The organism is Pseudomonas sp. Ma2-10, assembly GCF_054330215.1.
In genome coordinates this window covers 468,765-495,351 of record NZ_JBTEYL010000001.1, presented here as the reverse complement: position 1 = coordinate 495,351, position 26,587 = coordinate 468,765, and the positions used below count along the sequence as shown (strand labels likewise).

At 59.7% G+C, this 26,587-nt stretch carries 22 protein-coding genes; 11 read left to right on the top strand and 11 right to left on the bottom strand.

Going from position 1 to position 26,587, the window contains the following annotated elements; translation table 11 throughout:
* Positions 1 to 5: 5 nt before the first annotated feature.
* The 4 genes from ACXPVS_RS02215 (at position 6) to ACXPVS_RS02200 (ending at position 3,904) form a co-directional block, all read left to right on the top strand.
* Positions 6 to 233 (top strand): hypothetical protein, encoded by a 228-nt coding sequence (locus ACXPVS_RS02215; RefSeq protein ID WP_458508521.1) that lies wholly within the window; start codon positions 6 to 8, stop codon positions 231 to 233.
* A gap of 64 nt (positions 234 to 297) precedes the next feature.
* Positions 298 to 855 carry a 1,6-anhydro-N-acetylmuramyl-L-alanine amidase AmpD gene (ampD, locus tag ACXPVS_RS02210; protein WP_458508447.1) on the top strand — a complete coding sequence of 186 codons (558 nt, stop codon included), beginning with the start codon at positions 298 to 300 and terminating at the stop codon, positions 853 to 855.
* Positions 855 to 1,691, top strand: coding sequence for a regulatory signaling modulator protein AmpE (ampE, locus tag ACXPVS_RS02205; RefSeq protein ID WP_458508446.1), 837 nt, complete (start codon positions 855 to 857; stop codon positions 1,689 to 1,691). Before ampD ends, ampE begins: the two co-directional genes overlap by 1 nt.
* 182 nt (positions 1,692 to 1,873) lie before the next feature.
* Positions 1,874 to 3,904, top strand: coding sequence for a methyl-accepting chemotaxis protein (locus ACXPVS_RS02200; RefSeq protein ID WP_458508445.1), 2,031 nt, complete (start codon positions 1,874 to 1,876; stop codon positions 3,902 to 3,904).
* A gap of 36 nt (positions 3,905 to 3,940) precedes the next feature.
* On the opposite strand, the gene ACXPVS_RS02195 is transcribed toward ACXPVS_RS02200, so the two are convergent.
* Both ACXPVS_RS02195 and cra read right to left on the bottom strand, forming a co-directional pair.
* Complete coding sequence (locus tag ACXPVS_RS02195) at positions 3,941 to 4,717, bottom strand: TatD family hydrolase (protein ID WP_458508444.1); 777 nt, start codon at positions 4,715 to 4,717, stop codon at positions 3,941 to 3,943.
* 3 nt (positions 4,718 to 4,720) lie between these two features.
* Complete coding sequence (cra, locus tag ACXPVS_RS02190) at positions 4,721 to 5,716, bottom strand: catabolite repressor/activator (protein WP_458508443.1); 996 nt, start codon at positions 5,714 to 5,716, stop codon at positions 4,721 to 4,723.
* A gap of 300 nt (positions 5,717 to 6,016) precedes the next feature.
* Between cra and ptsP the strand changes: the two genes are divergently transcribed.
* The 3 genes from ptsP to ACXPVS_RS02175 are packed head-to-tail and all read left to right on the top strand — an operon-like array spanning position 6,017 to position 11,570.
* The gene (gene ptsP / locus ACXPVS_RS02185) at positions 6,017 to 8,878 is read left to right on the top strand and encodes a phosphoenolpyruvate--protein phosphotransferase (protein ID WP_458508442.1); all 2,862 of its coding nucleotides are present in this window, start codon (positions 6,017 to 6,019) and stop codon (positions 8,876 to 8,878) included.
* Positions 8,878 to 9,819, top strand: coding sequence for a 1-phosphofructokinase (pfkB, locus tag ACXPVS_RS02180; RefSeq protein ID WP_458508441.1), 942 nt, complete (start codon positions 8,878 to 8,880; stop codon positions 9,817 to 9,819). Before ptsP ends, pfkB begins: the two co-directional genes overlap by 1 nt.
* Positions 9,820 to 9,830: 11 nt before the next feature.
* Complete coding sequence (locus ACXPVS_RS02175; RefSeq protein ID WP_458508440.1) at positions 9,831 to 11,570, top strand: PTS fructose-like transporter subunit IIB; 1,740 nt, start codon at positions 9,831 to 9,833, stop codon at positions 11,568 to 11,570.
* Positions 11,571 to 11,670: 100 nt separating this feature from the next.
* On the opposite strand, the gene ACXPVS_RS02170 is transcribed toward ACXPVS_RS02175, so the two are convergent.
* From ACXPVS_RS02170 to ACXPVS_RS02160, 3 genes are read right to left on the bottom strand one after another with little or no spacing between them, the layout of a single operon-like run.
* Positions 11,671 to 11,883, bottom strand: a complete 213-nt coding sequence (locus tag ACXPVS_RS02170) for a DUF7683 domain-containing protein (RefSeq protein ID WP_458508439.1) — start codon at positions 11,881 to 11,883, stop codon at positions 11,671 to 11,673.
* A gap of 42 nt (positions 11,884 to 11,925) precedes the next feature.
* The gene (locus tag ACXPVS_RS02165) at positions 11,926 to 12,168 is read right to left on the bottom strand and encodes a hypothetical protein (protein WP_149630795.1); all 243 of its coding nucleotides are present in this window, start codon (positions 12,166 to 12,168) and stop codon (positions 11,926 to 11,928) included.
* On the bottom strand, positions 12,165 to 13,370 hold the full coding sequence (locus ACXPVS_RS02160; RefSeq protein WP_458508438.1) for a colicin E3/pyocin S6 family cytotoxin: 1,206 nt from the start codon (positions 13,368 to 13,370) through the stop codon (positions 12,165 to 12,167). The genes ACXPVS_RS02165 and ACXPVS_RS02160 overlap by 4 nt, the downstream gene beginning before the upstream one ends.
* A gap of 300 nt (positions 13,371 to 13,670) precedes the next feature.
* Between ACXPVS_RS02160 and ACXPVS_RS02155 the strand changes: the two genes are divergently transcribed.
* Entirely contained in the window at positions 13,671 to 13,976 is a 306-nt protein-coding gene (locus tag ACXPVS_RS02155; RefSeq protein ID WP_458508437.1) for a DUF6124 family protein, read from the top strand.
* A gap of 79 nt (positions 13,977 to 14,055) precedes the next feature.
* Complete coding sequence (locus ACXPVS_RS02150; protein WP_458508436.1) at positions 14,056 to 15,597, top strand: alkaline phosphatase D family protein; 1,542 nt, start codon at positions 14,056 to 14,058, stop codon at positions 15,595 to 15,597.
* Positions 15,598 to 15,644: 47 nt separating this feature from the next.
* Here the strand turns inward: ACXPVS_RS02150 and ACXPVS_RS02145 are convergent, their stop codons facing one another.
* Both ACXPVS_RS02145 and ACXPVS_RS02140 read right to left on the bottom strand, forming a co-directional pair.
* Entirely contained in the window at positions 15,645 to 18,173 is a 2,529-nt protein-coding gene (locus ACXPVS_RS02145; RefSeq protein WP_458508435.1) for a PepSY domain-containing protein, read from the bottom strand.
* Positions 18,174 to 18,305: 132 nt separating this feature from the next.
* Entirely contained in the window at positions 18,306 to 20,567 is a 2,262-nt protein-coding gene (locus ACXPVS_RS02140) for a TonB-dependent receptor (protein WP_458508434.1), read from the bottom strand.
* 206 nt (positions 20,568 to 20,773) lie between these two features.
* Between ACXPVS_RS02140 and ACXPVS_RS02135 the strand changes: the two genes are divergently transcribed.
* Together ACXPVS_RS02135 and ACXPVS_RS02130 are read left to right on the top strand one after the other, a co-directional pair.
* On the top strand, positions 20,774 to 21,454 hold the full coding sequence (locus ACXPVS_RS02135; protein WP_458508433.1) for a Fe2+-dependent dioxygenase: 681 nt from the start codon (positions 20,774 to 20,776) through the stop codon (positions 21,452 to 21,454).
* The gene (locus tag ACXPVS_RS02130) at positions 21,451 to 22,218 is read left to right on the top strand and encodes a tetratricopeptide repeat protein (protein WP_458508432.1); all 768 of its coding nucleotides are present in this window, start codon (positions 21,451 to 21,453) and stop codon (positions 22,216 to 22,218) included. Before ACXPVS_RS02135 ends, ACXPVS_RS02130 begins: the two co-directional genes overlap by 4 nt.
* Before the next feature lie 89 nt (positions 22,219 to 22,307).
* Here the strand turns inward: ACXPVS_RS02130 and ACXPVS_RS02125 are convergent, their stop codons facing one another.
* From ACXPVS_RS02125 to ACXPVS_RS02110, 4 genes are all read right to left on the bottom strand, one after another.
* Positions 22,308 to 23,471 (bottom strand): type III PLP-dependent enzyme, encoded by a 1,164-nt coding sequence (locus tag ACXPVS_RS02125; RefSeq protein WP_458508431.1) that lies wholly within the window; start codon positions 23,469 to 23,471, stop codon positions 22,308 to 22,310.
* A 368-nt stretch (positions 23,472 to 23,839) separates the two neighbouring features.
* Positions 23,840 to 25,009 (bottom strand): osmoprotectant ABC transporter ATP-binding protein OsmV, encoded by a 1,170-nt coding sequence (locus ACXPVS_RS02120; RefSeq protein ID WP_458508430.1) that lies wholly within the window; start codon positions 25,007 to 25,009, stop codon positions 23,840 to 23,842.
* Positions 25,006 to 25,659 carry an ABC transporter permease gene (locus ACXPVS_RS02115; RefSeq protein WP_458508429.1) on the bottom strand — a complete coding sequence of 218 codons (654 nt, stop codon included), beginning with the start codon at positions 25,657 to 25,659 and terminating at the stop codon, positions 25,006 to 25,008. Before ACXPVS_RS02115 ends, ACXPVS_RS02120 begins: the two co-directional genes overlap by 4 nt.
* A gap of 17 nt (positions 25,660 to 25,676) precedes the next feature.
* Entirely contained in the window at positions 25,677 to 26,579 is a 903-nt protein-coding gene (locus ACXPVS_RS02110) for a glycine betaine ABC transporter substrate-binding protein (protein ID WP_458508428.1), read from the bottom strand.
* Between the last annotated feature and the right edge of the window lie 8 nt (positions 26,580 to 26,587).

Sequence of the window (26,587 nt, the reverse complement as noted above, 5' to 3'; positions counted from 1 at the left end):
CCTCGGTGGCGCTGCCCAATGCCGGCGTGGAGCGTCGCGTGGCAGTGGAGGGGATGGTCAGCAAAGTGCTCAACCGCGACGGGTTCGCCCTGGACGAACTGACTGACCAGAAAGCCATGCACGTTCAACTGTTCGAACGTCCAGGGCAAAAGCTGGAGCCGTCTATCGATAGTCCGGTAATGGTCGAGGTGCTGCAAGAAACTGTCCTGCGGCGCCTCAATCGCGGCAAGTGATCGCGCCCCGAGGGTCTATCGCGGCATACTGGGCGCCTACACCGTTGCCGTTGAAGGAACCTGTATGCAGTTGGACCCCGCGAGCGGTTGGTGTCAGGGCGTAGATATTTGCCTCTCCCCCAACTTCAATGCGCGCCCCTCGGACGAAATTTCCCTGTTGGTGATCCACAACATCAGTTTGCCGCCTGCGCAATTCGCCACCGGCAAGGTGCAGGCGTTTTTCCAGAATCGTCTGGATGTCACGGAGCACCCCTACTTTGAAGGGATCGCCGCCCTGCGTGTGTCTGCGCACTTTCTGATCGAACGTGACGGTACCGTCACTCAGTTTGTCTCTTGTCTTGAGCGCGCCTGGCATGCCGGTGTCTCGAGTTTCGAAGGGCGGGAAACTTGTAACGATTTTTCCGTGGGCATTGAACTTGAAGGCACGGATGATCTGCCGTTCACCGACCCTCAGTATCAAGCGTTGACGACCCTGACCCGGCAACTGCAAAGCGCGTTCACGGCCATCACCGCACAGCGTATTTGCGGGCATAGTGACATCGCACCCGGGCGTAAAACTGATCCTGGGCCTGCGTTCGACTGGGCACGCTATCGGGCGGCCCTGGCAAAAGAGGAACAATAATGAGTTTTCTGGTGTTGCTGTTGGCGGTCTGGATCGAGAAGTTTTCGGCCCTGCGTCATCGGGTTCAGCGCGATGGCGGTTGGTTGCGGGAGCTGGCCAAGCTGGAAACCAGTTCGCGCATGGTCAATCGTCCGTGGCTGATTTTGCTGATACTGGTGTTGTTGCCAGTGGCACTGCTGGGTTTGCTGCTACTGGTGCTGGACCCGGTGGCTTACGGGCTGCTGGCGTTGCCGGTGCATCTGCTGGTGGTGATTTACAGTCTCGGCCGCGGTGATCTGCTGGCCGGTCTCGGGCCGTTTCGCGATGCATGGCGCCGGGAGGACCTGCAAGCTGCCGCTCATGTAGCGGACCGCGATGTGGGAATCTGTGCCGATAGCGGCGAACAACTGCTGGAACGAGTCGAAGGGCATTTGCTGTGGGAGGCTTATCAGAGCTTTTTCGCGGTGATTTTCTGGTACTTCCTGCTGGGGCCTGTCGCGGCGTTGAGCTATCGACTGCTGGCCCTGGCCGAAGAGCACGGGCAGAACCCGGCCGTGGTAGAGCGCGCGGCAAAACTGCGTCATGCGTTCGACTGGGTGCCGGTGCGTCTGCTGGCGGCGAGTTTTGCGTTGGTCGGCAACTTTGTCGCGGTCAGCCGAGTGATGCTGCACGAGCTACTGAACTGGAACATCAGCGCCGCCCAATTGATCGAGAAGGTCGGACTGGTGGCGGGTGAAATCCCGGCGCCGGTGGTCGGGCCTGACGGCATCAACAGCCTGGATCGGATCTGGGAACTGCTGCTGCGCGCGGCAGTGCTCTGGTACGCCGGTTTCGCGTTGTGGACCGTCCTTCCGTAAACACGCTGCCCCTTGTAGCAGCAGCTTCGCCAGCGGCTACAAGACGGCGTGCATCTCGCCGTTAACCTTATGTTACAAAACCTCCCGCCGATTTAAGTTATACAGAGCTAGCGCCGAATAGTGGCTATCTGCTCTCGACCCGCGCCTGTCAATAAAAATAAGAAATCAAAGGGAGACTTCCAGTGATGAGCTTGCTCTATCCCGCCGTCGCGCTGATGAATCGCCTGAGCTTTGGCATGAAGTTCAGCCTGATCAGCGTGCTGTTCCTTGTGCCGATGTTGGTGACCAACTTCTATCTGGTGCGCGATTCTTATCGAGAATTCCAGGGCACCCGGGTCGAGTTGCAGAGCCTTGACCTACTGGGCAGCAGCCTGACGTTACGGCGCGATCTGGAAACCCTGAACAACCTGCTGCAGATCAACGTCACCCTTGGTCAGTCCGGCAAGGCCGGCAATGTCGAGTCGCAGATCAGTACCCTGGGGCAAAATGTGCTGACCCGTTTGCAAGGGCTGACGGCGATGACTGCGGACCCCGAGCAAATCATGGTTTTCGATGGCAAGCGCGATGAAATGATCGCCGCGTTCAAGGCCCAGCAAACGGAAAACTCCCTGCAAAGCAAAAGCGCGATGATCAGCAAGTTGCTCGGCAACGCGCAAATTTTCAGCCAGATCATCGCCAGTCAGGCCGGTCTCAGTCGTGACACCCAAAGCGACATGCGCCAGATGAGCGAACTCATTACCAATGTCACCCCGTCCGTTACCCAGCTTCTGGGCGAAGGCCGGGCGATGGGTTCTTTTTCGCTGGGGCAGGGCTTTCTCAACTCAGCATCGAGTACCCGTTTTGATGAGTTGCTGGCGCAGATAGAGAAACTGCACGCCGAATATGCCCTGAAGTTGCAGGACGCGCTGGGCTCCAGCAAAGCGGCACGGGAAACCCTGGCTACTCAGGCTGATAACAGCAAGGCATCGATGAAAAAGGCCAGTGAACTGTTCGAAGAACAGGTAGTGATGGCCGACACGCTGGATGCGCCGTGGCAGGGCTTTTACGATCAGGTCAGCGGCCTGATGGAGCAGACCTACCAACTCAACGAAGCCACCCTGAAGTTTCTCGGCTCCCAGTTGCAACAGCGACTGGAGCAGAACCGCACCCACATGGTCTTGCAGGCCGTGGCGTTGTCGGTGGTGTTTGTGTTGATCTTTTACCTTTACGGCGGCTTCTACGCCTCGACCCGCACCACCCTCAAACGTCTTGGCGCGGTGATGGACAAAGTCGCGGGCGGCGACATGACGGTGACCTTCAGCGCCAACAGCCGCGATGAACTGGGCGAGTTGGGCGAGGTGTTCAATGGCACCGTGAAGAAAATCCATGACCTGATCGAGCGGGTCGGCCAGACCGTCAGTGAGGTCGAACGCCAGGCCGGGCAGGTGGAGAGCGTTTCCGCCCAGAGCAACCAGGCGGTGGCGGGGCAGCGCACTCAGATCGAGCAGGTCGCCACGGCCATGAACCAGATGTCCGCCACGTCCCTTGAGGTTGCACGCAGTGCCGCGGCAGCGGTCAGCAGCGCTCATAGCGTCAACGATGAGACCATCAGCGGTCGTGGGCTGGTGGAATCCCAGCAGGGCAGCATCGCGGCACTGGCCAGTGAGATCGATCAGTCGGTGTTGGTGATCAATCAACTGGCCAGCGACAGCCAGTCCATCAGCCGCGTGCTGGAGGTGATCAAGAGCATCGCAGAGCAGACCAACCTTCTGGCCCTCAACGCCGCCATCGAAGCCGCTCGGGCCGGTGAACAGGGGCGTGGTTTTGCGGTGGTGGCCGATGAGGTCAGAACCCTGGCCAAGCGCACCCAGCAATCGACCGAGGAAATCGAGCAGATGATCGCCAGGCTGCACAGCGGTGTCGGCGCTGCGGTGAAGGCGATGGGGACCAGTCATCAGATGGCCAACGGCACGGTAGGGCAATCAGAAAAAGTTCAGCAGGCGCTGGAAAATATCCTCGGCGCCGTCGGTATGATCGTCGATCAGAACCAGCAAATCGCCGCCGCAGTAGAACAGCAGACCGCCGTGGCCCATGACATCGACCAGAATATCGTCGAGATCAACCGCGCCGGTGAGCGTACTGCCGAAGGTGCGCACCAGACCGAGGACGCCAGTCGAGCATTGTCGGCCCAGGTGGTGGAATTGAAGCAACTGATCAGCGCGTTCCGGGTGTGATGCTACGCCGCTCCCACAGGGATTTGCAGCGACTGACTACCAGTTAAACAACTCGCAGGCATTGGCTGTGCTGGCAGTGGCCAATTGCTCTGGGCTGATCGCCATGATCCCAGCCAGTGCCGAGCAGATGGCCGGCAGATGCGCCGGGCTGTTGCGTTGGCCGGGGAACATGGCAGGCGCCATGTCCGGCGAGTCGGTTTCCAATACCACCGATTCAAGCGGCAATTGGGCAAGCACACGATGCATGCGGAGCGCCTGAGGCCAGGTCGCGGCTCCGCCCAGGCCCAGTTTGAAACCGAGCTTGATGTATTCGCGGGCTTCTTCTTTGCTGCCGGCGAAGGCATGAATGATCCCCGCGCGTTTCAAGCGAAACCGTTTAAGCGTGGCAATCACCGCCGCGTGGCTGCGTCGCACATGAATCAGCGCCGGAAGATTGAAGTCCGCCGCCAGCTGCAGTTGCGCATCGAACAGTACCTGTTGACGTTCACGGTCCAGGGTTTCGATAAAGTAATCCAGACCGATCTCGCCCACCGCACACAACTGGCGATGACCCGCCAACCGGGTCAGCCAATCACCCAGTTCGTGTAAATCTTCAGGGCGATGATCCTCCAGATACACCGGATGCAAACCGAACGCCGCGTGCAGGTCTGGATCGCTTTGCACCAGGTCCCAGACGCGCTGCCAGTTGCCCTGATAAACCCCCAACACCACCATCCGCCGCACGTGGAGGGCGCGGCTCTCGGCCAACAGCGCCTGACGGTCCTCGTCGAAGTCCGGAAAATCCAGATGAGTGTGGCTGTCGATCAGCTCCACGGTTCAGTCCTGGCGAATACGCTGCTTGAAGGTCCGCGCGATGGCCTGCACGCCGGGTCGGTAATCCGATTGCTCGATGGCGGCCAAGGCCAGTTCCAGCGCTTTGTCGGCGATCAGCTGATGCTGCTGGGCCATTGCGTTGACCGGCAGAGGCAGGAAATCCAGCAGCTGCGTGTCGCCGAATGTGCCGAGGCGCAAGGGGCGGGTTTTGAGCGGGAAGTCGTGCAAGGCATCGAATACGCCCTGAAGCAGCACGTAGGAGGTGGTCACCAACGCATCCGGCAAATGGCCCAGACGCTGTAGCAGTTCTTCCATCAACTGTTTGCCGCACTCACGGCTGAACGACTCGCCGTGTTCGATCAGCACCTCGCCTTTGAACCCGACCAACGCTTCTTTGAAACCGCCCGCCCGCTCCTGGCTGATGCTCAGTTCGGGGCGTGCGCCGATCAGTGCGATCTGCTTGGGCAGCGGATCCAGTAGACTGCGGGTCAGTTGCAGGCTGGCCTCGCGGTCATCACTGATCACCGAACAGAAATGCTCAGGCTCCATGACCCGATCGATCGCGATGATCGGAGTGCCCTTGGCCTGCAATTGGCGATAGCTGTCATCGCCGGCCGGCAGGCAACTGGCAACGATCAATGCATCGCAGCGCCGGGCCCGGAACAGTTTCAGCAATTGCCGTTCGCTGTCCGGTGCATCATCGGAACTGGCGATCAGCAGTTGATAACCGCGAGCCCGGGCGCCTTGTTCCAGCAGCTTGGCGATTCGCGCGTAGCTGGGGTTTTCCAGGTCCGGCAGAATGAAACCCAAGGTGCGGGTGTGCCGACTGCGTAGCCCGGCAGCTTGGGGGTTGGGCGTAAAGCCATGTTGTTCGACGACCGCGCGCACGCGCTCGACGGTGGCACTGCTGATACGTTGTTGTTCTGCCTTGCCATTGATGACATAGCTGGCGGTGGTAACGGACACACCGGCCAACTGGGCGATATCACTGAGTTTCAACCCGTGTTTTCCTTGTTTTTTCGAGCTTGCCTCGACATTTTCGCCAATCCTACCCGATTAAGGCAGACGACCATCGTCGCGACGCATCCGACAATTGGACTTCAAGGATGAGACATTATCGAGTAACGTGCCAATCATTCCAGATTAAACGTTTCAGCAAGCGTATTTTCTACGTTATAGGCTCATTTGTCGGTTCTGCCACGAAACCGCCAAAACGGCCCCTGAAAAGGTGTGCCTAAGCGCCTAAGCTGAATCATTCAAAACAATACCTGGCGTCAAAGGCGCCAAAAAGGAGAAAGCATGCTCGAGCTCACCATAGAGCAGATATCCATGGGCCAATCGGCTGTGGATAAGTGCGCAGCGTTGCACCTGCTGGCGCAGCATCTGGTCACCGATGGTCTGGTGGCCGAGGGGTATCTCGCCGGGTTGCAGGCGCGCGAAGCTCAGGGCTCGACCTTTCTCGGTCAAGGTATTGCCATCCCCCACGGTACGCCGCAAACCCGTGATCTGGTGTTTTCCACCGGCGTGCGGCTGATGCAGTTTCCTGAAGGCGTGGACTGGGGCGACGGTCAGATCGTCTACCTGGCGATTGGTATTGCGGCCAAATCCGACGAACACCTGCGTCTGCTGCAATTATTGACCCGTGCCCTCGGCGAAACCGACCTGGGCCAGGCGCTGCGCCGCGCCAGTTCCGCCGAAGCATTGTTGAAACTGCTGCAAGGCGCACCGCAAGAACTGGCGCTGGATGCACAGATGATCGGCCTCGGTGTGTCCGCCGATGACTTCGAAGAGCTGGTCTGGCGCGGTGCACGTCTGCTGCGTCAGGCCGATTGTGTGAGCAACGGTTTCTCGGCCGTGTTGCAGCAGGTCGACGCGCTGCCGCTGGGCGATGGCCTGTGGTGGTTGCACAGCGAGCAAACGGTCAAGCGTCCGGGCCTGGCGTTCGTCACGCCGGACAAACCCATGCGCTACCTCGGCCAGCCGCTCAGCGGTCTGTTCTGTCTGGCCAGCCTCGGTAAAGCCCATCAGGCTTTGCTCGAACGTCTGTGTGCGTTGCTGATCGAAGGTCGCGGCCACGAACTGGGCCGCGCCACCAGCCGCCGCAAAGTCCTCGAAGCCCTGGGCGGTGAGCTGCCGGCGGATTGGCCGAGCGCTCGCATCGCCCTGGCCAACGCCCACGGCTTGCACGCGCGTCCGGCGAAGATCCTCGCGCAACTGGCGAAAAGTTTTGAAGGTGAAATTCGCGTACGCATTGTCGATGGCCAAGACAGCGCCGTGTCAGTCAAGAGCTTGAGTAAACTGCTCAGCCTCGGCGCCCGTCGCGGTCAGGTGCTGGAGTTTGTCGCCGAACCGAGCATCGCCGCCGATGCTTTGCCAGCCTTGCTGGCCGCCATCGAAGAAGGCCTCGGTGAAGAAGTCGAGCCGCTGCCCGCCGTGAGCCAACAGCGCGAAGTGATCGCCGATGTGGCCGAAGTGGTCCTCGCGCCAGCCTCCGGCAGTCTGGTTCAGGCCATCGCCGCGGCACCGGGCATCGCCATCGGCCCGGCGCACGTTCAAGTGCTGCAAACCATTGATTACCCGCTGCGGGGTGAGTCTGCCGCGATCGAGCGCGAGCGTCTCCAACAGGCGTTGGCGGACGTGCGTCGCGACATCGAAGGCCTGATTGAACGCAGCACGTCCAAGGCCATTCGCGAGATCTTCATCACCCACCAGGAAATGCTCGACGACCCGGAATTGACCGATGAAGTCGACACCCGTTTCAAACAGGGCGAAAGCGCCGAAGCGGCGTGGATGGCGGTGATTGAAGCGGCGGCCAAACAACAGGAGTCGCTGCAGGACGCCTTGCTCGCCGAGCGCGCCGCCGACTTGCGTGATATCGGCCGTCGAGTGCTCGCGCAATTGAGTGGCGTCCAAACCCCGAGCGAGCCGGAGCAACCGTACATTCTGGTGATGGATGAAGTCGGTCCCTCCGATGTCGCGCGCCTCGATCCGGCGCGCGTCGCCGGTATCCTCACCGCCCGAGGCGGCGCCACTGCGCACAGTGCGATTGTCGCCCGAGCCCTCGGGATTCCGGCGTTGGTCGGCGCTGGCCCGGCGGTGTTGCTGCTGGCACCGGGCACGCCGTTACTGATTGATGGCCAGCGCGGCCGCCTGCACGTGGACGCCGACGCGGCGACCTTGCAGCGCGCCACCGAAGAGCGCGACACCCGCGAGCTGCGTCTGAAAGCGGCCGCCGAACAACGTCATCAACCGGCACTGACCACCGACGGTCATGCAGTCGAAGTGTTTGCCAATATAGGTGAAAGCGCGGGTGTCACCCGCGCGGTGGAGCAGGGCGCCGAAGGCATTGGCCTGCTGCGCACCGAACTGATTTTCATGGCCCACTCGCAAGCGCCGGACGAGGCGACTCAGGAAGTCGAATACCGTCGCGTCCTCGATGGTCTGGCGGGTCGGCCGCTGGTGGTTCGTACGCTCGATGTGGGTGGCGACAAACCGCTGCCGTATTGGCCGATCGCCAAAGAAGAAAACCCGTTCCTGGGCGTGCGTGGTATTCGCCTGACCCTGCAACGTCCGCACATCATGGAAGCGCAATTGCGTGCCTTGCTTCGCGCTGCGGACAACCGACCCTTGCGGATCATGTTTCCCATGGTCGGCAGCGTTGATGAGTGGCGTCAGGCGCGAGACATGACCGAACGTCTGCGTCTGGAAATTCCGGTTGCCGACCTGCAACTGGGGATCATGATTGAAGTGCCTTCGGCTGCATTGCTGGCGCCGGTGCTGGCCAAAGAGGTCGACTTCTTCAGCGTCGGCACCAATGACCTGACCCAATACACCCTGGCCATCGACCGTGGTCATCCAACCTTGTCGGCCCAGGCGGACGGCTTGCACCCGGCGGTGCTGCAACTGATCGACATCACCGTGCGCGCGGCGCATGCCAACGGCAAGTGGGTCGGTGTGTGCGGCGAGCTGGCGGCCGATCCGCTGGCGGTGCCGGTGCTGGTTGGTCTGGGTGTGGATGAGCTCAGTGTGTCGGGTCGCAGCATTGCCGAGGTCAAGGCGCGGGTTCGCGAACTCAGCTTGGCCCAGACCCAAATCCTTGCCCGACAGGCCTTGGCCGTGGGCAGCGCAAATGAAGTGCGCGCACTCGTGGAGGCCTTGTAATGGCCAAAATCCTGACCCTGACCCTCAACCCGGCGCTGGACCTCACCGTCCAGTTGCCGCTACTTGCCTCCGGCCAAGTCAACCGTAGCGACGAGATGCACACCCACGCCGCCGGTAAAGGCGTGAACGTGGCACAAGTGTTGGCGGACCTCGGGCATCAGCTCACGGTCAGCGGTTTCCTCGGGGAAGACAACCTTCAAGCGTTCGAAACCCTGTTCGCCAAACGCGGTTTTGCCGACGCGTTCATCCGTGTACCGGGTGAGACGCGCAGCAACATCAAACTGGCGGAAAGCGATGGGCGCATCACCGATATCAACGGTCCCGGTCCCTTGGTGAGTGACGCCGCGCAACAGGCGTTGCTTGATCGACTTGATCAGGTTGCACCCGGTCATGACGCGGTCGTCGTTGCCGGCAGCCTGCCCCAAGGCATCAGTCCTCAATGGTTGCAGGCGTTGATTGTACGTTTGAAAAATCTCGGTTTGAACGTGGCGCTGGACACCAGTGGTGAAGCCTTGAGGGCCGCGCTCAATGCCGGTCCGTGGTTGATAAAACCGAACACCCAAGAACTGGCCGATGTGCTGGGCTGCGAAGTGGTTTCGGTCGCTGCACAGGCTGAAGCCGCGAGACGCTTGCATGCTCAAGGTATCCAGCACGTGGTGATCTCCGACGGCGCCGATGGCGTGAACTGGTTCAGTGTCGGTTCGGCGATGCATGCCACGCCGCCCAAGGTCAGTGTCGTCAGCACCGTGGGCGCAGGCGATTCGTTACTGGCCGGCATGCTCCACGGTTTGCTCAGCGCGGACACGCCTGAACAGACCTTGCGCACCGCCACGGCGATCGCCGCGATGGCGGTCACCCAGATCGGTTTCGGTATTGGCGATGCCACGCAGTTGGCGCGGCTCGAACAGGGCGTGCGGATGCGCTCTCTGACAGAACAATAAGAGGGTTTGTCATGAAGTTAGCCATTGTTACGGCTTGCCCGAACGGCATGGTCACCAGTGTGCTGTGCGCCCGTTTGCTTGATGCGGCGGCCCAGCGTATGGGCTGGAGCACCAGTGTCGAAGTCAACGATGCCGCGCACCCTGAACGCCAATTGTCGGCGGCCACGATCGAGGCGGCCGAGTGGGTATTGCTGGTGACGAGCGCGCCGGTGGATATGTCGCGATTTGTCGGCAGGCGGGTGTTCCAGAGTACCCCGGCGCAAGCCCTGCAAGATGTTGAAGCGGTGCTGCGTCGCGGTGCTGAAGAGGCTCAGGTTTACGTCGCCCCCGAAGTCGTGGCCGAGCCTGCCGCCCTGGTAAAAAACGCCCCGCGCCTGGTCGCGATTACCGCGTGTCCGACCGGCGTCGCTCACACCTTCATGGCTGCCGAGGCATTGCAGCAAGCGGCCAAGCGCTTGGGCTACGACCTGCAAGTGGAAACTCAGGGCTCGGTCGGTGCGCGCAATCCGTTGAGCGCCGCAGCGATTGCCGATGCGGACGTGGTGCTGCTGGCCTGCGATATCGAAGTCGCCACCGAGCGTTTCGCCGGAAAGAAGATTTACCGTTGCGGCACCGGCATCGCCCTCAAACAAGCCGAGGCTACGCTAAACAAAGCGTTGGCCGAAGGCTCTCAGGAAACCGCTTCGAGCGGTGCCAAAGGCCCGGCCAGGCAAGAGAAAACCGGTGTCTACAAACACCTGCTGACGGGCGTGTCGTTCATGCTGCCGATGGTGGTGGCGGGCGGTTTGATGATCGCCCTGTCATTCGTGTTCGGCATCACTGCTTTCAAGGAACCCGGCACGCTCGCCGCAGCCCTGATGCAGATCGGCGGCGAGACCGCGTTCAAGTTGATGGTGCCGCTGCTGGCGGGTTACATCGCCTACTCGATCGCCGACCGTCCGGGCCTGGCGCCGGGGATGATTGGTGGTTTGCTGGCAAGTACCCTGGGCGCCGGTTTTATCGGCGGGATCATTGCCGGTTTCATCGCCGGTTACGCGGCGCAGGCGATCAATCGTTATGCGCGTTTGCCGCAAAGTCTTGAGGCGCTCAAACCGATCCTGATCATCCCGTTGCTGGCGAGTCTGTTCACCGGTCTGGTGATGATCTACGTGGTGGGCAAACCCGTGGCCGGGATGCTCGAAGGGCTCACGCAGTTCCTCGACAGCATGGGCACCACCAACGCGATCCTGCTCGGTGTGTTGCTGGGCGCGATGATGTGCGTCGACCTTGGCGGGCCGATCAACAAAGCCGCGTATGCGTTCTCGGTGGGGCTGCTGGCGTCACAAAGTTATGCACCGATGGCGGCGACCATGGCGGCCGGCATGGTGCCGCCGATTGGCCTGGGCATCGCCACGTTTATTGCCCGGCGCAAGTTCGCTCAGACCGAGCGCGAGGCCGGCAAAGCAGCATTGGTGTTGGGGCTGTGCTTTATCTCCGAAGGCGCAATTCCGTTTGCCGCGAAAGACCCGCTGCGAGTGATCCCAGCGAGTATTGCCGGTGGTGCGCTGGCCGGTGCGTTGTCGATGTATTTCGGCTGCAAACTGATGGCGCCGCACGGCGGGTTGTTCGTGCTGGCGATCCCGAATGCGATCAACCATGCGCTGCTTTATTTACTGGCGATTGTCGCCGGGAGTTTGCTGACGGCGGTGGTGTATGCGGTGCTCAAGCGGCCGGAGGTCGTTGAGCTGGCAATAGAGCCTGTCAGCGCCTGACACCCAACCCTGTGGGAGCGAGCAAGCCCGCTCCCACAAGGGATCTGCTGTGTTGGCCATTCACTGATGACGTTGGAGTGGGTTACTCGATACACACCAACTACACGATGTGGTTCTCGTCTCTCAGGGTTCTGCCGGTCCAGTCTTCAAGTGTTCGCACTTGTTCTAGCGAAAGATCGTAGCCGTCAAACTCATCCTCTGGTGTATGCCAATCCATTAGTTTTGCTAGTTCCTTTTGACGGCTATTGGGTATTTCCACACTCAGGAGAAGCTCCTCACTGTGTCTGTCGAAGACCTCTATGACATGTTTCATTTTTCTTTAAATCCAGGCCCTGAGATGCGCGCCATTCACGGCTCACTCGTAGCTGCTGAGATACAGCATTAGCTCCTTGGGGAGTTCAATCATTGCGAGATTCTCAATGGCTTTAACCTGTTCGGCGGATAGTAGATGGCTTGCTATGGCATCCTCTTCTTCATGCCAAGCCATTATTGGCATCAGGGCATCCGTTGTAATGGACCGGGACAAATCCACCTCGAATACAGCCAAGTCACCGTTTTCAGGTATTCCATAAATCTGAAACTTCAGTTCGTATTTCATGGTTCAACCGCTCTGGTTTTATTTGCTGGCTTTGTCTGGCCCCCCGTCTCCGGATTGAACTCACCGAGGTGTTTGCCACGCTTGTTGTACTTTTCCAGCGCCCCATGTTGAGAGTCCCATTCGTAGATCGTACCGTCTTCATCTTTCCATCTATCGCGTAACCCACCGCCTTTTTTTGGAGTTTTAGGTGTTGCGCGTTTGAGGCCTGGGAACGCAGGGAAGCTGTTCGGTCTGGGGTGATAGCTGTGATCCCCCGGCAACACGCTCAGCATAATGTAGACCGGCTCTACACCTGCATCGGCAGGGAACCAGATGATCGCATCCTGGTACTCGGGCGGATGCTCGGGGTTCACTAGTGCTTTATTGGCTTGCTCGGTGGGCGGGTACACCCATACAGACGGTAGTTGAGGGGCGCCTTCCAATGCAGGAATTCCCAGTACAACGTCTGGATTCGCTGCTGGCGTCCAAGTCAGGCCAATCCCGTTACCGATGTCAGCAACAAACTTCTCGCCTTCTTGAGTGGCCTTGATAACCGGGACAAACTCCCAGTCTTTTTTCCCGCCGGTGTAAAAGCCGTAAGCGTTGACTGAGCCATCCGGCAATGTCTTTACGTTGATACGGACACGGGTTCGCCCCGTATCCAGCATTGCGTATTGCTCGTTTTGGTAAAAGGCACTGTCTGGCGAAATGCTGGTGTTCGGCATCAATAGCGCAACTGTCCCGACCGCTGCACCCGTTGCCACAACCGCTGAGCCTGTTAGTAGACGCAGTGCAAGAGAACCGCCGAGACGTTGGGAAATGACGCCGCCCGTTGCCGAGGCACCCACCAGTTTCAGTGGAATCCCTTCGGCGGTGATCGCGACCCCGGTGCCAAGCACGGCCCACGACCCGTAGTCAGTCAGTTTCTCCACGGGGACAAACCCGGCGGGGTTGTTGTGATCGATTACGCCGTCTGGAAGATTGCAGCTTTTGGCGAATACGCAGCCTTTGGGATTAGGATGTTCCTGCTTTTCAGCTCCTATGACGAGACGGTCTTCGTGCGCCTGTTGTCTGGCAAGCATATCGTCGTAAGACTTTTGTCGGGCGTTACGCTCGGCTAACTCAGTCGGGGTCATGTCTCTCAGGTAACGGTATCCGATGCCCGATCCGCCGCCACCACCGCCATGCTCCCAGACTTGGGGGATGTCCTTGTTGCGAGCCATAGGCGTCCTGTTCTGAGTGTGGCTGGGATGCCTCGAACCTACTTGGCTTGCTCAGGGCTGGCGTTAGGACGTTTCCTAAATATGGCGCTGAAATTTCCTATTCCTTGATAGGGCCGGGAGCTGCGATGTTTTGCATCAAAGTGCCGCCGTCCTGGGGCTACACGACGTTGCGTCGTTGCCTACAACTGCGCCAGAATCCGCCGGCTTCCTGGGTCCCCGGTCTACTAACCTGCGCACAGCTGCCACCTCTTCTTATTAGTAGAGAGGCGGTGGTAGCTCTCACGTATAGGACCCCAAATAATGTTCAAACCTACGCCAAACCTGCCGGATACCGATCCGGCCGCTCCATCCGATCCCAACACTGCAACCATCGACCAGACCCAGCGCACACCCAGCAAAATCTTCTTCATTGCCCCCGAAACCGACAACCGGACGTTGCTGGAATACGCCTGTGAATCGCTGGCATCAGCGAACGTCATGGCAAGTGACTTCGCGAGGTATCTGCAAGGATCGCAATGCAACACGATGTTGGGGATTCAGCAGTCGATCATGCTGGGAGAACTGGCGGTGAACCGTGTGCTGGATAATCTCGATCCGCGCGGATAGCCACCGGATACTGTGGGATCGCATTTTCACATCAGCGTCATACGGCCGTGTTTAAGTTTTCCTTTTCAGGGAGAGCACCATGAGCGAATTCGACGTCAGCCGCCGTCGTGTCATACAAGCCGTCGGTGCCGGGCTGTTGTTGCCAGGCTTGGCGCCGGCGGTCATTGCCTCGGTCAAGGATCGGCCACAACTCACCGATGGCGTGCAGTCCGGCGACGTGCTGGGCGACCGGGCGATGATCTGGAGCCGCTGCGATCGCCCGGCGCGGATGGTGGTGGAATGGGACACCCGCAGCCTGTTCAGTAACCCACGTCGTTTTGTCTCGCCATTGGCCGTGTCCAATACCGATTTCACGGCCCGCGTCGAACTCACGGGCCTGCCGGCCGACCAGGCGATTTTCTACCGCGTGCACTTCGAAGACGCCCAGAGCGGCGTTGCCAGCGAACCCTGGTTCGGCCATCTGCGCAGCGTGCCGCAAACCCGCCGCGATATCCGTTTCGTCTGGAGCGGCGACACCGCCGGCCAGGGCTTCGGCATCAACCCGGACATCGGCGGCATGCGCATTTACGAAGCCATGCGTTTGCGCCTGCCAGACTTCTTTATCCACAGCGGCGACACCATCTACGCCGACGGTCCCATACCTGCGCAACTCACCACGGAGAGCGGCCGCGTGTGGCGCAACATCACCACTGAAGCCAAGAGCAAAGTCGCCGAAACCCTCGATGAATATCGCGGCAATTACCGCTACAACCTGATGGACGAAAACGTCCGCCGCTTCAACGCCGAGGTCCCGCAGATCTGGCAATGGGACGACCATGAAGTGGTCAACAACTGGTCGCCGGGCAAGCAGTTGGATGATCGCTACAAGAGCAAAGATATCCACAGCCTGGTCGGTCGCGCGCGTCAGGCCTGGCTCGAATACGCACCGATGCGGTTGCAGAGCGCCGATGGCGGCGGGCGGATATATCGCAAGCTCGGTTACGGTCCGTTGCTTGATGTGTTCGTGCTCGACATGCGCAGTTATCGCGGGGCCAATGACGACAACCTGGGTGCCGCTAAACCGTTCCTTGGCCGTGAACAACTGGACTGGCTCAAACGTGAGTTGAAGGCCTCCAAGGCCCAGTGGAAAGTCATCGCTGCTGATATGCCGATTGGCCTCGGTGTATCGGATGGTGAAGTCAGCCCCGGTGTGGCGCGTTGGGAGGCCGTGGCCAATGGCGATCCGGGGCCAGCCCAGGGGCGTGAGCTGGAAATTGCCGAATTGTTGGGTTTTCTGCGGGCGCAGCAGGTGCGCAATTTTGTCTGGCTGACGGCGGATGTACATTACTGCGCCGCACACCATTACCACCCGGACCGTGCGGCGTTTCAGGACTTCGAACCGTTCTGGGAGTTTGTCGCCGGGCCTTTGAATGCGGGGAGCTTCGGGCCTGAATCGCTGGATAAGACCTTTGGTCCCGAGGTGGTGTTCGAGAAAGCACCACCCGCACAGAACAGCTCACCGTTTGCCGGGTTTCAGTTTTTTGGTGAGGTGAATATTGATGGGCAGACCGGGGAAATGAGTGTGGTATTGCGGGATCTGGATGGGGTTTGTGTTTTCGAACAGAAATTGCAGCCGGTTTGAAATGAAGTCACGGGCAGACACCACATCCCTGTGGGATGTGGTGAGGGTCAGTAGACGTCGCGGCGGTAGCGGCCTTGCTCGATCAGGCGGTCGACCTGTGCAGTTCCGAGTATTTCGTTGAGCACGTGATCCACGCCTGAAGCCATCCCTTGCAAGCTGCCGCAGATGTAAATGACCGCACCCTCGGCCAGCCATTTTTTCAACTCGTCCGCCGACTCGCGCAGTCGATCCTGCACGTAGACCTTCTCGGCCTGGTCCCGCGAGAACGCCAGGTCCAGCCGCTCCAGATCCCCCGAAATCAACCACTCCTCAAGCTCATCTCGACACAGATAGTCATGCTCGCGATTGCGTTCGCCGAACAACAGCCAATGACGTTGCTGCCCATCGGCGATCCGTGCCTTGAGCAAACTGCGCAGCCCGGCCAAGCCGGTGCCGTTGCCCAGCAGGATCATCGGCACCGGTTCGGCCGGCAGGTGGAAACCGCTGTTGCGCCGTACGCGCAGGCTGATGGTGCCGCCCACCGGGGCGTGTTCGGTCAGCCAGCCGGAGCCGACGCCCAGGCGGCCTTCAGGATGCAGTTCCTGGCGCACGATCAGTTCGAGGATGCCATCGGCGGCGATCGAGGCGATGGAGTATTCGCGCATGGCCAAAGGCACCAGCGCATCCACCAGCGCCTGGGCATGCAGGCCGACCAGATGAGTTCTGTTTTCCGGCAGTTGTCGACTGGCGAGGGCTTGCTCCAACGGTTGTGACAGGCCACCGAGCGCAACCGTGGCGCGACCGTCAATGCCCAGGCCATCGAGGAAGTGTTCGATCGCCCATGGACAATTGCGCGGCAACACTTCCACCAGGTCACCGGCCAGCCAACTGCTGGTGGTGGGGGCGGTGAGGCCGAGCAAGTAAACGCCCGAAGCGCTGCTGTCAGGGTTGAGCAACTCACGACGGGTCAGGTTCCAGTTGTCATAGCTTGGCGCTTGCCAGATGTCCACGGGTGCCTGTCCGGTCAGCAGGCCCAGTTGCTGCTGCCAGTGACGCAAGGCGTAAGGGTCGCCACTGTCGACCTCCACCGGGGCGAACAGGGTCTTGCCGCCGTGCTCGCCCAGCCACGTGTGCAAGCGTCGGGCGAAGCCGCAGAAATGTTGATACTGGCGATCACCGAGGCCGAGCACGGCATAGTTCAGCCTTTCCAGGCTCAACGTCCTGCCCAGCACTTTGCGCTCAAACCCTCGGGCGCTGTCCGGCGCTTCACCATCGCCGAAGGTGCTGACCACGAACAACGCATGGCTGGAATCACGCAAGTCTTGCTCGCTGACCTCTGCCAGCGGCTGAACTTTCACCGGCAGGCCCGCCGCCTGCAATTGCCCGGCGGTCTGCCACGCCAGTTGCTCGGCAAAGCCGCTCTGGCTGGCGAAGCCGATCAGCCACGCCGATGCGGTACTGTCCGGTTGTGCGAGGTCTTTGCGGGCATTCTTGATCTGCTTTTTCTTGCGTCGACGATCGAGGTACAACAACCAGCCCGTGATGAAAAACAGTGGCATCGCCAGTGCGCTGATCGTCAGGATGATCCGCCCGATAATTCCGAAGTAGCTGCCGACGTGCAGCGCGTAAATACTGGTCAGCAGTTGCGCCTTAAGGCTCTTTTCGCTGTAGCGATCGTGCCGCGCGACGCTACCGGTCGCCGGGTCCAGCTTGATCTGGTTCAGGGCACGGTCGTGGGGTGAGGTGTTCAACAGGTAGAACACGGTGGCTGGTTGTCCGGCCACGGGCGGCATGCGGATGTTGTAGGCGCTCAATGCCGGGCCGGCGGCGCTGTAGATGCTGCTCCACATCGCGGCGTAATCGGCGGAGGGGCCCGGGCCGCTTGGCGCTGGGCCGCGACCGCCGCGACCGCGCTCGTTCTGCGGTGAGTCGGAAAGCAATCGGGTCAGGCCCTTGTTGTACCACTCATAGGACCAGGACAGCCCAGTGAGCGCTGCCAGGAGGTAAAACACCAGGCACCAGGTACCGGCCACCGAGTGCAAATCCCAGTTGAAGCTGCGGCCTTTTTTCTTCCAGTCGAGGGTCAGCCAGGCGCGCCAGCTTTTCCATTGGCGCGGCCAGCGCAGGTAAAGACCGGACAGGCAGAAGAACACCAGAATCAGTGTGCAGGCGCCGGTGATTTGCCGACCGGTATCGCCCATGGCGAGGAAACGGTGCAGTTGCAGCATCAGGCCGAAGAAATCCTGGCCAGTGGCGTCGCCCATGAACTCGGCGGTGTACGGGTCGAAGTAGCGCATCTGCCCACGTCGTTCGCCCGGTGGCGGGGTAAAGCTCACGCGCGCGGCGTTGCCGCTGTCAGTCTCGACCCACAGCATCGCGACTTTCTTGCCCGAGGCACCCTCGATTTTTTCCACCAGTTCGGCGGGCGGCAGGACGCCGGCGACCTGCTTCTCGACCTGCAACACAGAAGGGTTCAGCGCGCGCAGGATTTCATCCTGAAACGACACCGTCGCCCCGGTGATGCCCATCAGGGCCAGGACCAGTCCGGCGCTGATGCCGAAAAACCAGTGCAACTGGAACAGGGTTTTCTTCAACACGTCGCTCGCCTTGTTCGTTCGAAAATAATGATCACGGCGCGCATTATGCCGTGGGTTGTCGAGAAACATTCTTTATTACGCACAAAAGCCCCGTTCACCTGGATGAACGGGGCCTTGGTCTTCACGCTTCTATCAGAAGTGGAAGTTGGCGCTCAGCAGGGCGGTACGACCCGCCGCCACGTGGGCGTAGTGCGTCTGGAACACCTGGTCGAAGTAACGCTTGTCGGTCAGGTTCTGCACGTTGAGTTGCAGGTCGACGTTCTTGGTCAGGCGATAGCTGGCCATTGCGTCGTAGCGCCAGTAGGACGGGATCTCCACCGAGTTAGCGACGTTGCCGAATTGCGAGTCGACGAACGTGGCGCCGGCGCCGATAGTCAATTTGTCCGGCACCAGGTCGTAGGTCGACCAGAACGTGAAGTTGTTCCGCGGGGTGCTTGGCATGTGGTTGCCTTCATCGGCGGCTAGGGTGGTTTTGACCACTTCGCTTTCCATGTAGGTGTAGCCGCCGAAGACCTTCCATTTAGGGGTCAGCTTGCCGCTGTAGCTCAGTTCCAGACCGTTGACCCGCTGCTCACCATCCAGCACTTGCGTGGTGGCACCATCTGGATCGTTCATGCGCGCGTTGGTTTTCTCGGTGCGAAACAGTGCGGCGGTCAGCGACAGGTCGTCACCGAAGAAATCCCACTTGGTACCGATCTCGTAGTTGCGGTTCTTTTCCGGGTCCAGGTCACTGTTGTTCGCCGCCAGTTCCAGGCCACCGTTGCCGCTGGTTTCACCGGACGGGTTGCTGGAGGTGGAGTAGGCCGCGTAGAGGCTGCCGTTAGGCAACACGTTGTAGACCACGCCGATCTGGTAGTTGATCAGGTCGCTGGTGTTTTCACGGGAGAAGTCGTTCGCTGGCGCTGTCCTGCTCGCGTTGGCGTAGCCGCTGGATTTGACCTGGTAGTTGTCGTAACGCAGGCCCAGGTTCAGGGACCATTGCTCGTTGAACTTCAGTGTGTCGAACACGTAGGCCGCAGCGGTTTTGGTGTCGGTGTCGGTGAACGCGTTGCTGTCGGTGATTGAGCCGTTCCAGTGATCCCCTGGCGTCGGTTTTTGCAGGCTGGTGCAGTCGCCGGAGTTGAACAGGGCGGTGTTGCACCGGGTGCCGCTGGCGGTCGAGGTCAGGGTGTATGGGCGGTTGTGGGTGTCTTGATAAGAAAACTCAAGGCCGGTGACCAGGCTGTGCTCGATGGCGCCGGTGTTGAACCTGGCGCTCAGGTCGGTCTGGTTGATCCAGCTGCTGGACGTCGAGTTACGGCTTTTCGCGCCGCGATACACGCTGCCATTGGCCACGTTGCCCTTGCTGTCGTCCGGGTTGGTGACGATGTAATCGAGCGTGGAGCGCGACATGCGGAAGCTGTTCGAGACGGTCAGGTCATCATTGAGATCGTGTTCGATCTTGATGGTGCCGCTGTCATTGCTGGTCTGGCGATAGTCGCGACCGGTGAGGCCGTAGAAGTTGTCGCGATCGACATGCACAGGTTTATCGACGTTGTACTTGCTGCGGTTGGGGCTCGAGGTCAGCGGGAGGCCGTAGTCGGGCATATCGTCGGTTTCAACGTGGTAATAGCCGATGGTCAAGCGGGTGTCGGTACCCAGGCCAAACGCAAAGGAGGGTGCCACGCCCCAACGGCTCACGTCCACGGCATCACGGCCGGCGACGTTAGCTTCATGCTTCATCAGGTTCAGACGGAAGGCCGAGGTGTCGGTCATCTGTTGGTTCAGGTCGAGGGTGGTGCGCTTGGTCTGGTCCGAGCCCCAGGTGAAACCGCCGTTGTAAGAATTGCCCAGTTTGGCGGTCTTGCTCACCAGGTTCAGGCTGCCACCGGTGGAACCGGCGCCGGTGAAGGCCGATCCCGGGCCCTTGCTGACTTCGATCGATTCTACGTTGAAGATCTCGCGGCTCTGGGAGGCCGGGTCGCGCATGCCGTCGATGAACACGTCGCTTTCCGCGTTGAAGCCGCGAATGATCGGACGATCGCCGGCCGGGTTGCCGCCTTCACCGGCACCGAACGTGATACCCGGTGTGGTGCGCAGCGCGTCGACCAGACTGGTGGCGCCCGTGTCGCGAATCACTTGTTGCGGAATCACGGTGACGCTTTTCGGCGTCTCGCGCAGCGGCGCAGTGTATTTCTTGGAGGCCGAGGTATCGGTCTTGTAGGAGGTCTCGTTCTGAGCTTCGCCGTTGATAGCGGTAGCGCCCAGCGAAATCACGTTGCTCGGTGCTTTTTCGTCGGTCTGTTCAGCCGCAAAAGCCATGTGGCCCGCAGAGCTGGCAGTGATCGCCACGCCAATTGCAGACGCGAGCAAGCGCGGTGAACTGACCGGTAATTGTGGTTGTTGGCGTGACATGAGAATTCCCCTCCCCAAGGATTTGAGGCCGAGGAATATAGGGTAAACAGGTATCTGTATCAATTGCGAAACTTTATTATTCGCATTAAATTTACATTCTTTACAATTTACCCTTACGGTTTTTGCTGTCTCGTTCGTCATGGGGGTTTTACACGGGCAATAAGAATCAATACCATTGCCGGCTCTTTGTCTTCAGGTGTCATCCCATGCTGCTGCACATTCCAGGCGTGTTCGCGAAAGAAGAAGTGCAGCGCATCCGCGAGGCTCTGGAGCAGGCAGATTGGGCGGACGGCAAAATCACCGCCGGATACCAGTCGGCCAAAGCCAAGCACAACCTGCAGCTGCCCGAAGGTCATCCGCTGGCCAAGGAAGTCGGCGCGGCGATGCTGGAACGGCTGTGGAAAAATCCGCTGTTCATGTCAGCGGCGTTACCGCACAAAGTCTTCCCTCCGTTACTGAACTGTTATACGGCCGGCGGCAGTTTTGACTTTCACATCGACAACGCCGTGCGACAGCCCAAGGGCAGCATCGAGCGGGTGCGCACCGATTTGTCGGCCACTCTGTTTTTCAGCGAACCGGAGGATTACGACGGCGGCGAACTGGAAGTCCAGGACACTTTCGGCACCCAACGGGTGAAGTTGCCGGCCGGCGACATGGTTCTGTACCCCGGCACCAGCCTGCATAAAGTCAACGCCGTGACGCGCGGCACCCGCTACGCCTCGTTCTTCTGGACCCAAAGCCTGGTCCGCGAAGACAGCCAGCGCGCCTTGCTGTTCGAGATGGACGGGGCGATCCAGCAGTTGACCCAAGACATGCCCGACCACCCTTCGCTGATTCGCCTCACCGGCACCTATCACAACCTGTTGCGTCGCTGGGTCGAGGTATGAGTTATCAACTGCGCCGCGAGGAAGTCCTCGATGGTGATCGGCTCAAAGCCATGCTCGAGGAAAGCCCGGCGCGCGCTGCGCAGGCAATTCTGATCGCCGCCCGCGAAGGTGTTCTCGATGCTCAGGCCTTGCTCGGGCAGATCCTGCTGGATGGACAGGGCATCGAGCAGGATCAGCCGCTGGCTGTACGCTGGTTCGAGATCGCCGCCCACGGCGGGCATTTGATGGCGCGCAACATGCTCGGTCGTTGTCATGAACATGGCTGGGGTTGCGTTGCCGATGTTTCGGTGGCTGCAGGGCATTATCGCCAGGCCGCCGAAGCCGGGCTGGATTGGGCGATGTACAACTACGCCAACCTGTTGGCTACCGGGCGCGGGGTGACTGAGGATCAGTTGCAAGCGCTTGATTTGTATCGCCACGCGGCTGAGTTGGGACATGCAAAGTCGATGAACCTGCTGGGGCGCTATCTGGAAGACGGGCGGGTTTGCCCGGCGGATCCGCAAACTGCGCGTGACTGGTATCGACGTTCGGCGGATGGCGGGGATTTTCGCGGGCAGTTCAGTTATGCCGCTGTGCTGGCGGATGAAGGCAATATCGACGAGGCATTGGTCTGGTTACGCAAGGCCCTGGACGGTGGGAATCTGAATTTTTTGCGGGTGGCGAGCAAGGCATTGTCGAGCGCGATAGATCCGCAGATTTGTGCTTTGGCAACAGATTATGCTCGACGCTACGCCGACTTGACGTTGGAACTCGCTCCTCTGTAGGAGCAGCCTCGTTGCACTCGGCAGCTCCTACTTCAGATATAAAAAAGCCCATGACACGTCATGGGCTTTTTCATTTCTACGCGTAGTGCTTACAAGTAAAACGACTTCAGCGGTGGAAAGCCATTGAATTCAACCGCGCTGTAGCTGGTGGTGTAAGCACCGGTCGACAACCAGTACATACGATCACCAATCGCCAGGTTCAGCGGTAAACCGTACTTGTAGTTCTCGTACATGATGTCGGCGCTGTCGCAGGTTGGGCCGGCGATGACCACTTCTTCCACTTCGCCTTTCTTCTCGGTCCAGATCGGGAACTTGATGGCTTCGTCCATGGTTTCGATCAGGCCGGAGAACTTGCCCACATCCGTGTACACCCATCGCTCTACCGCGGTACGGGATTTACGGGCGACCAGCACCACTTCGCTGACCAGGATGCCGGCGTTGGCGATCAACGAGCGGCCTGGCTCCAGGATGATTTCCGGCAGTTCGTCACCGAAGTCTTCCTTGAGGAAGCGGATGATTTCTTCAGCGTAGGTTTCCAGGCTGTTGGTGCGGGTGATGTAGTTGGCCGGGAAACCGCCGCCCATGTTGATCAGCTTCAGGTGAATGCCGTCTTCTTCTTTCAGGCGTTCGAAGATCACTTTGACCTTGGCGATTGCCGCGTCCCAGACGCTGATGTCGCGCTGTTGCGAACCGACGTGGAACGAGATGCCGTACGGCACCAGGCCCAGGTCGCGCGCGAGGATCAGCAGGTCCATGGCCATGTCGGTCTGGCAGCCGAATTTGCGCGACAAAGGCCAGTCAGCGGTGGTCGAACCTTCGGTCAGGATGCGCACGTAGACTTTCGAACCCGGTGCCGCCTTGGCGATGTTGCGCAGGTCGGCTTCGGAGTCGGTGGAGAACAGACGCACGCCCTTCTCGTAGAAGTAGCGGATGTCCTTGGATTTTTTGATGGTGTTGCCGTAGCTGATACGGTCGGCGCTGACGCCGCGGTCCATCACTTTGTCCAGCTCGTAGATCGAGGCGATGTCGAAGCTCGAGCCTTTTCCTTTGAGCAGGTCGATGATTTCGACGGCCGGGTTGGCCTTGACCGCGTAGTAGACCTTGGCGAATTCGAAACCGGCGCGCAGGTCGTCATAGGCCTGGCTGATCATCGCGGTGTCGATTACCACGAATGGGGTTTCTTGCGTGTCGGCGAAAGCCTTCATTTTCTGGAAGGTTTCGCGCGCGTAATAGTCTTCGACGTTGATCGACATGCTGGGATCTCCTACTGGCAAACTAAATTAATCAATGGGTGCAAATGAACGTCCTCCGTATCCCCACTTTGGTTCGCCTACTTCCCAAGGCATGTCGCCGAAAGCAAAAAGGCCATGGGAAGCGGTGCTTTCCCTTGGCCTTGCTGTCTCGTCGTCAGTACTTGAGCCGGATGGATCGTTTCCAGCATGGACGTTCGGCGCGAACTTTAGGGCGTGAGGGGTTTGAGATCAACAAAAAATGTCGCGTTTTTGCACACATCCGTCGTGCGGTCCTGGACAGCTACTGATGTAACCGACCTGCATGACAGTGTGATGTTCCCATCAATGCTCGCTCCTACGCAGAACGTGGGAGCGAGCAGTAGGGGGCGTCAGGCCATTGCGGCCTGCTCAGCCACTTCAGCAGGCGAAACAATGTTGGTCTTGCCCCCTCGGGACTTGCCGGAGCTCAAATATTCGGCAATCGATTCCTGCGTCACTTCACCCAGGAACACCCGCTCCGCATCCATCACCGGCAGCCACGAACGGTTGAACTCGTACATGCGCGACAGCAGGATGCGCAAATGCTCGTCGTACGCCGCAGTGGCGTTGAACTCGCGCAGGTATTGCGTGCACGTGCCCGTCTGGCGGTGCAGGTCGCGACGGCGAACGTAGCCCAAGGCCTTGTTCTCGGCGCAAGTGACTACCACGTAGCGACGGTCCAGTTCGTCCATTAACTCCAGGGCTTCGGCCACCGGGGTTTCAGGGCTCACCGACGGAGCGTTGTCCGCCGCATCTTCGGCTTTCACCAGCAACAGACGCTTGAGGGTGCTGTCCTGGCCGACGAAGTTGCTGACAAAGTCATCCGCCGGGTGCGCGAGCAGCGTGTCCGGGTGATCGATTTGCAGCAGTTTGCCAGCGCGGAAGATTGCGATCTTGTCGCCCAGCTTGATGGCTTCATCGATGTCGTGGCTGACCATGATCACGGTCTTGTTCAGCGCGCGCTGCATTTCGAAGAACTCGTTCTGGATCATCTCGCGGTTGATCGGGTCGACCGCGCCGAACGGTTCGTCCATCAACAACAGTGGCGCATCCGCTGCCAAGGCACGAATTACCCCGATCCGTTGCTGCTGGCCACCGGACAATTCACGCGGGTAGCGATTCAGGTACTGCTTGGGTTCCAGCTTGATCATGCTCATCAGCTCGCGAGCGCGGTCGTGGCATTTCTGTTTGTCCCAGCCCAGCAGGCGCGGAACGATGGTGATGTTTTCCTCGATGGTCATGTTCGGGAACAGACCGATCTGCTGGATCACATAACCGATGTTGCGGCGCAGGGTCACGGCGTCGAGGTCAGTGGTGTCTTCGCCGTTGATCAAGATCTTGCCGGAGGTCGGCTTGATCAGGCGATTGATCATTTTCAGCGAGGTGCTTTTGCCGCAACCCGATGGCCCGAGGAACACACAGATCTCGCCTTCATTGACGGTCAGGCTTACCGAGTCCACGGCTTTCACATCTTTGCCGTTGCTTTGGAAGGTCTTACTGAGGTTTTGAAGTTCGATCATTTCAGGAGTCCTTTTGGAGTCAGCGTGCGTTGCAGCCATTGCAGAAGCAGGTCGGCGAAGATGGCCAGGAGGCTGACCAGCACGGCGCCGACGATCAGCATCGACATGTCGCTGCGGCTGATGGAAGCGAGAATGAGTACACCAAGGCCACCGGCGCCGATGGTGGCGGCGATGGTCATGACGCCAATGTTCATGACCACGGCGGTGCGCACACCGGCGAGGATTACCGGCACGGCGATCGGCAGTTCGACCATGCGCAAGCGCTGGCCGAAGGTCATGCCGATACCACGTGCGGCTTCGCGAATGCCCGGTTCGACGCCGGTCAGGGCGAGGTAGGTGTTACGCATGATCGGCAGCAGCGAGTACAGAAACACGGCGGTGATCGCCGGCATCGGACCGAGGCCCTGGCCGAATGTGGAGTAGATCGGCAATAGCAGGCCGAACAGGGCAATCGACGGTATCGTCAGCAGCACCGTGGCGCTGGCTTGCAAAGGGCCGGCCAGCGTTGGGAAGCGGGTCATCAGAATGCCCAGCGGTACGCCCACCAGAATTGCCAGCGTCACGGCAATACCGACGAGGGTAATGTGCTGCAGGGTGAGGTGCAGCACCAGAGGCCAGTCGAGATGTGAAAAGGCGTTCAGAAATTCCATGGCTTTTCTTCCTCCGGCTACTTATTGGAAAGCGAGGGATGCTGGCGCAGGAAGTCTGCGGCAACGGATGAAGGGCTTTCATGATTGACATCGACCCGCGCATTGAGCTGGCGCATGGTTTCGTCATCGAACAGCTCGGCCAGCGGCTTGAGTTCTGCGGCAAGCTTGGGATGCGCGTCGAGGTAATCCTGACGCACCACTGGCGCGGCGGTGTAGTCCGGGAAGTAATGCTTGTCATCTTCGAGCAACTTGAGCTTGAACGCGCTCAATCGACCGTCGGTGGTATAGACCAGGCCGGCAAATACTTGGCCATTGCGCAGCGCGGTGTAGACCAGTCCGGCGTCCATCTGACGGATGTTCCTGCGGGTCAGGTTCATGCCGTAAAGCTCGACCATGCCGTCCAGTCCGTCGGAGCGATTGGCGAATTCGGTGTCCAGTGCTACCAGATGATTTTCCTTCTGCTCAGCCTGCAGCACCGTGTTCAGGTCGCTGATGGTGTTGATCTGCGGGTAGGCCTTCGCGGTGTTTTCCGGCAAGGCCAGCGCGTAGGTATTGCTGAACTTCGATGGGGTGAGCCAGGTCAGGCCTTTCTTCGCGTCGAGTTCTTTGACTCGGGCGTATGACTGAGCGCTGTCGAGTTTTTCGCTGATGTGGTTATAAGACACCAGTGAAACGCCGGTGTATTCCCAGAGCATGTCCAGTTGACCGCTTTCCTGGGCGCTGCGGGCCAGGTTGCTGCCCAAGCCTCCCGTCACTTGGGGGGCATAACCTTTGGTGCGCAGGTATTGAGAGGTGATTTCTGCCAGCAGCGTCTGCTCGGTGAACACGCGGGCACCGATACGGATGACCGGTTTATCAGCGGCGTGGGCAAATCCCGCGAACAGCAGGGCGCAGCCTAAAAATAAGCATATTTTTTTCATGAGTTTTC

Coding starts and splice junctions, on each gene's coding strand:
- ampE (WP_458508446.1), top strand. CDS start 855: ATGAGTTTTCTGGTGTTGCTGTTGGCGGTCTGGATCGAGAAGTTTTCG.
- ACXPVS_RS02150 (WP_458508436.1), top strand. CDS start 14,056: ATGAGCGAATTCGACGTCAGCCGCCGTCGTGTCATACAAGCCGTCGGT.
- ACXPVS_RS02175 (WP_458508440.1), top strand. CDS start 9,831: ATGAAGTTAGCCATTGTTACGGCTTGCCCGAACGGCATGGTCACCAGT.
- ACXPVS_RS02125 (WP_458508431.1), bottom strand. CDS start 23,471: ATGTCGATCAACGTCGAAGACTATTACGCGCGCGAAACCTTCCAGAAA.
- ACXPVS_RS02135 (WP_458508433.1), top strand. CDS start 20,774: ATGCTGCTGCACATTCCAGGCGTGTTCGCGAAAGAAGAAGTGCAGCGC.
- ampD (WP_458508447.1), top strand. CDS start 298: ATGCAGTTGGACCCCGCGAGCGGTTGGTGTCAGGGCGTAGATATTTGC.
- ACXPVS_RS02140 (WP_458508434.1), bottom strand. CDS start 20,567: ATGTCACGCCAACAACCACAATTACCGGTCAGTTCACCGCGCTTGCTC.
- ACXPVS_RS02110 (WP_458508428.1), bottom strand. CDS start 26,579: ATGAAAAAAATATGCTTATTTTTAGGCTGCGCCCTGCTGTTCGCGGGA.
- ACXPVS_RS02160 (WP_458508438.1), bottom strand. CDS start 13,370: ATGGCTCGCAACAAGGACATCCCCCAAGTCTGGGAGCATGGCGGTGGT.
- ACXPVS_RS02170 (WP_458508439.1), bottom strand. CDS start 11,883: ATGAAACATGTCATAGAGGTCTTCGACAGACACAGTGAGGAGCTTCTC.
- ptsP (WP_458508442.1), top strand. CDS start 6,017: ATGCTCGAGCTCACCATAGAGCAGATATCCATGGGCCAATCGGCTGTG.
- ACXPVS_RS02155 (WP_458508437.1), top strand. CDS start 13,671: ATGTTCAAACCTACGCCAAACCTGCCGGATACCGATCCGGCCGCTCCA.
- ACXPVS_RS02115 (WP_458508429.1), bottom strand. CDS start 25,659: ATGGAATTTCTGAACGCCTTTTCACATCTCGACTGGCCTCTGGTGCTG.
- ACXPVS_RS02130 (WP_458508432.1), top strand. CDS start 21,451: ATGAGTTATCAACTGCGCCGCGAGGAAGTCCTCGATGGTGATCGGCTC.
- pfkB (WP_458508441.1), top strand. CDS start 8,878: ATGGCCAAAATCCTGACCCTGACCCTCAACCCGGCGCTGGACCTCACC.
- ACXPVS_RS02120 (WP_458508430.1), bottom strand. CDS start 25,009: ATGATCGAACTTCAAAACCTCAGTAAGACCTTCCAAAGCAACGGCAAA.
- ACXPVS_RS02165 (WP_149630795.1), bottom strand. CDS start 12,168: ATGAAATACGAACTGAAGTTTCAGATTTATGGAATACCTGAAAACGGT.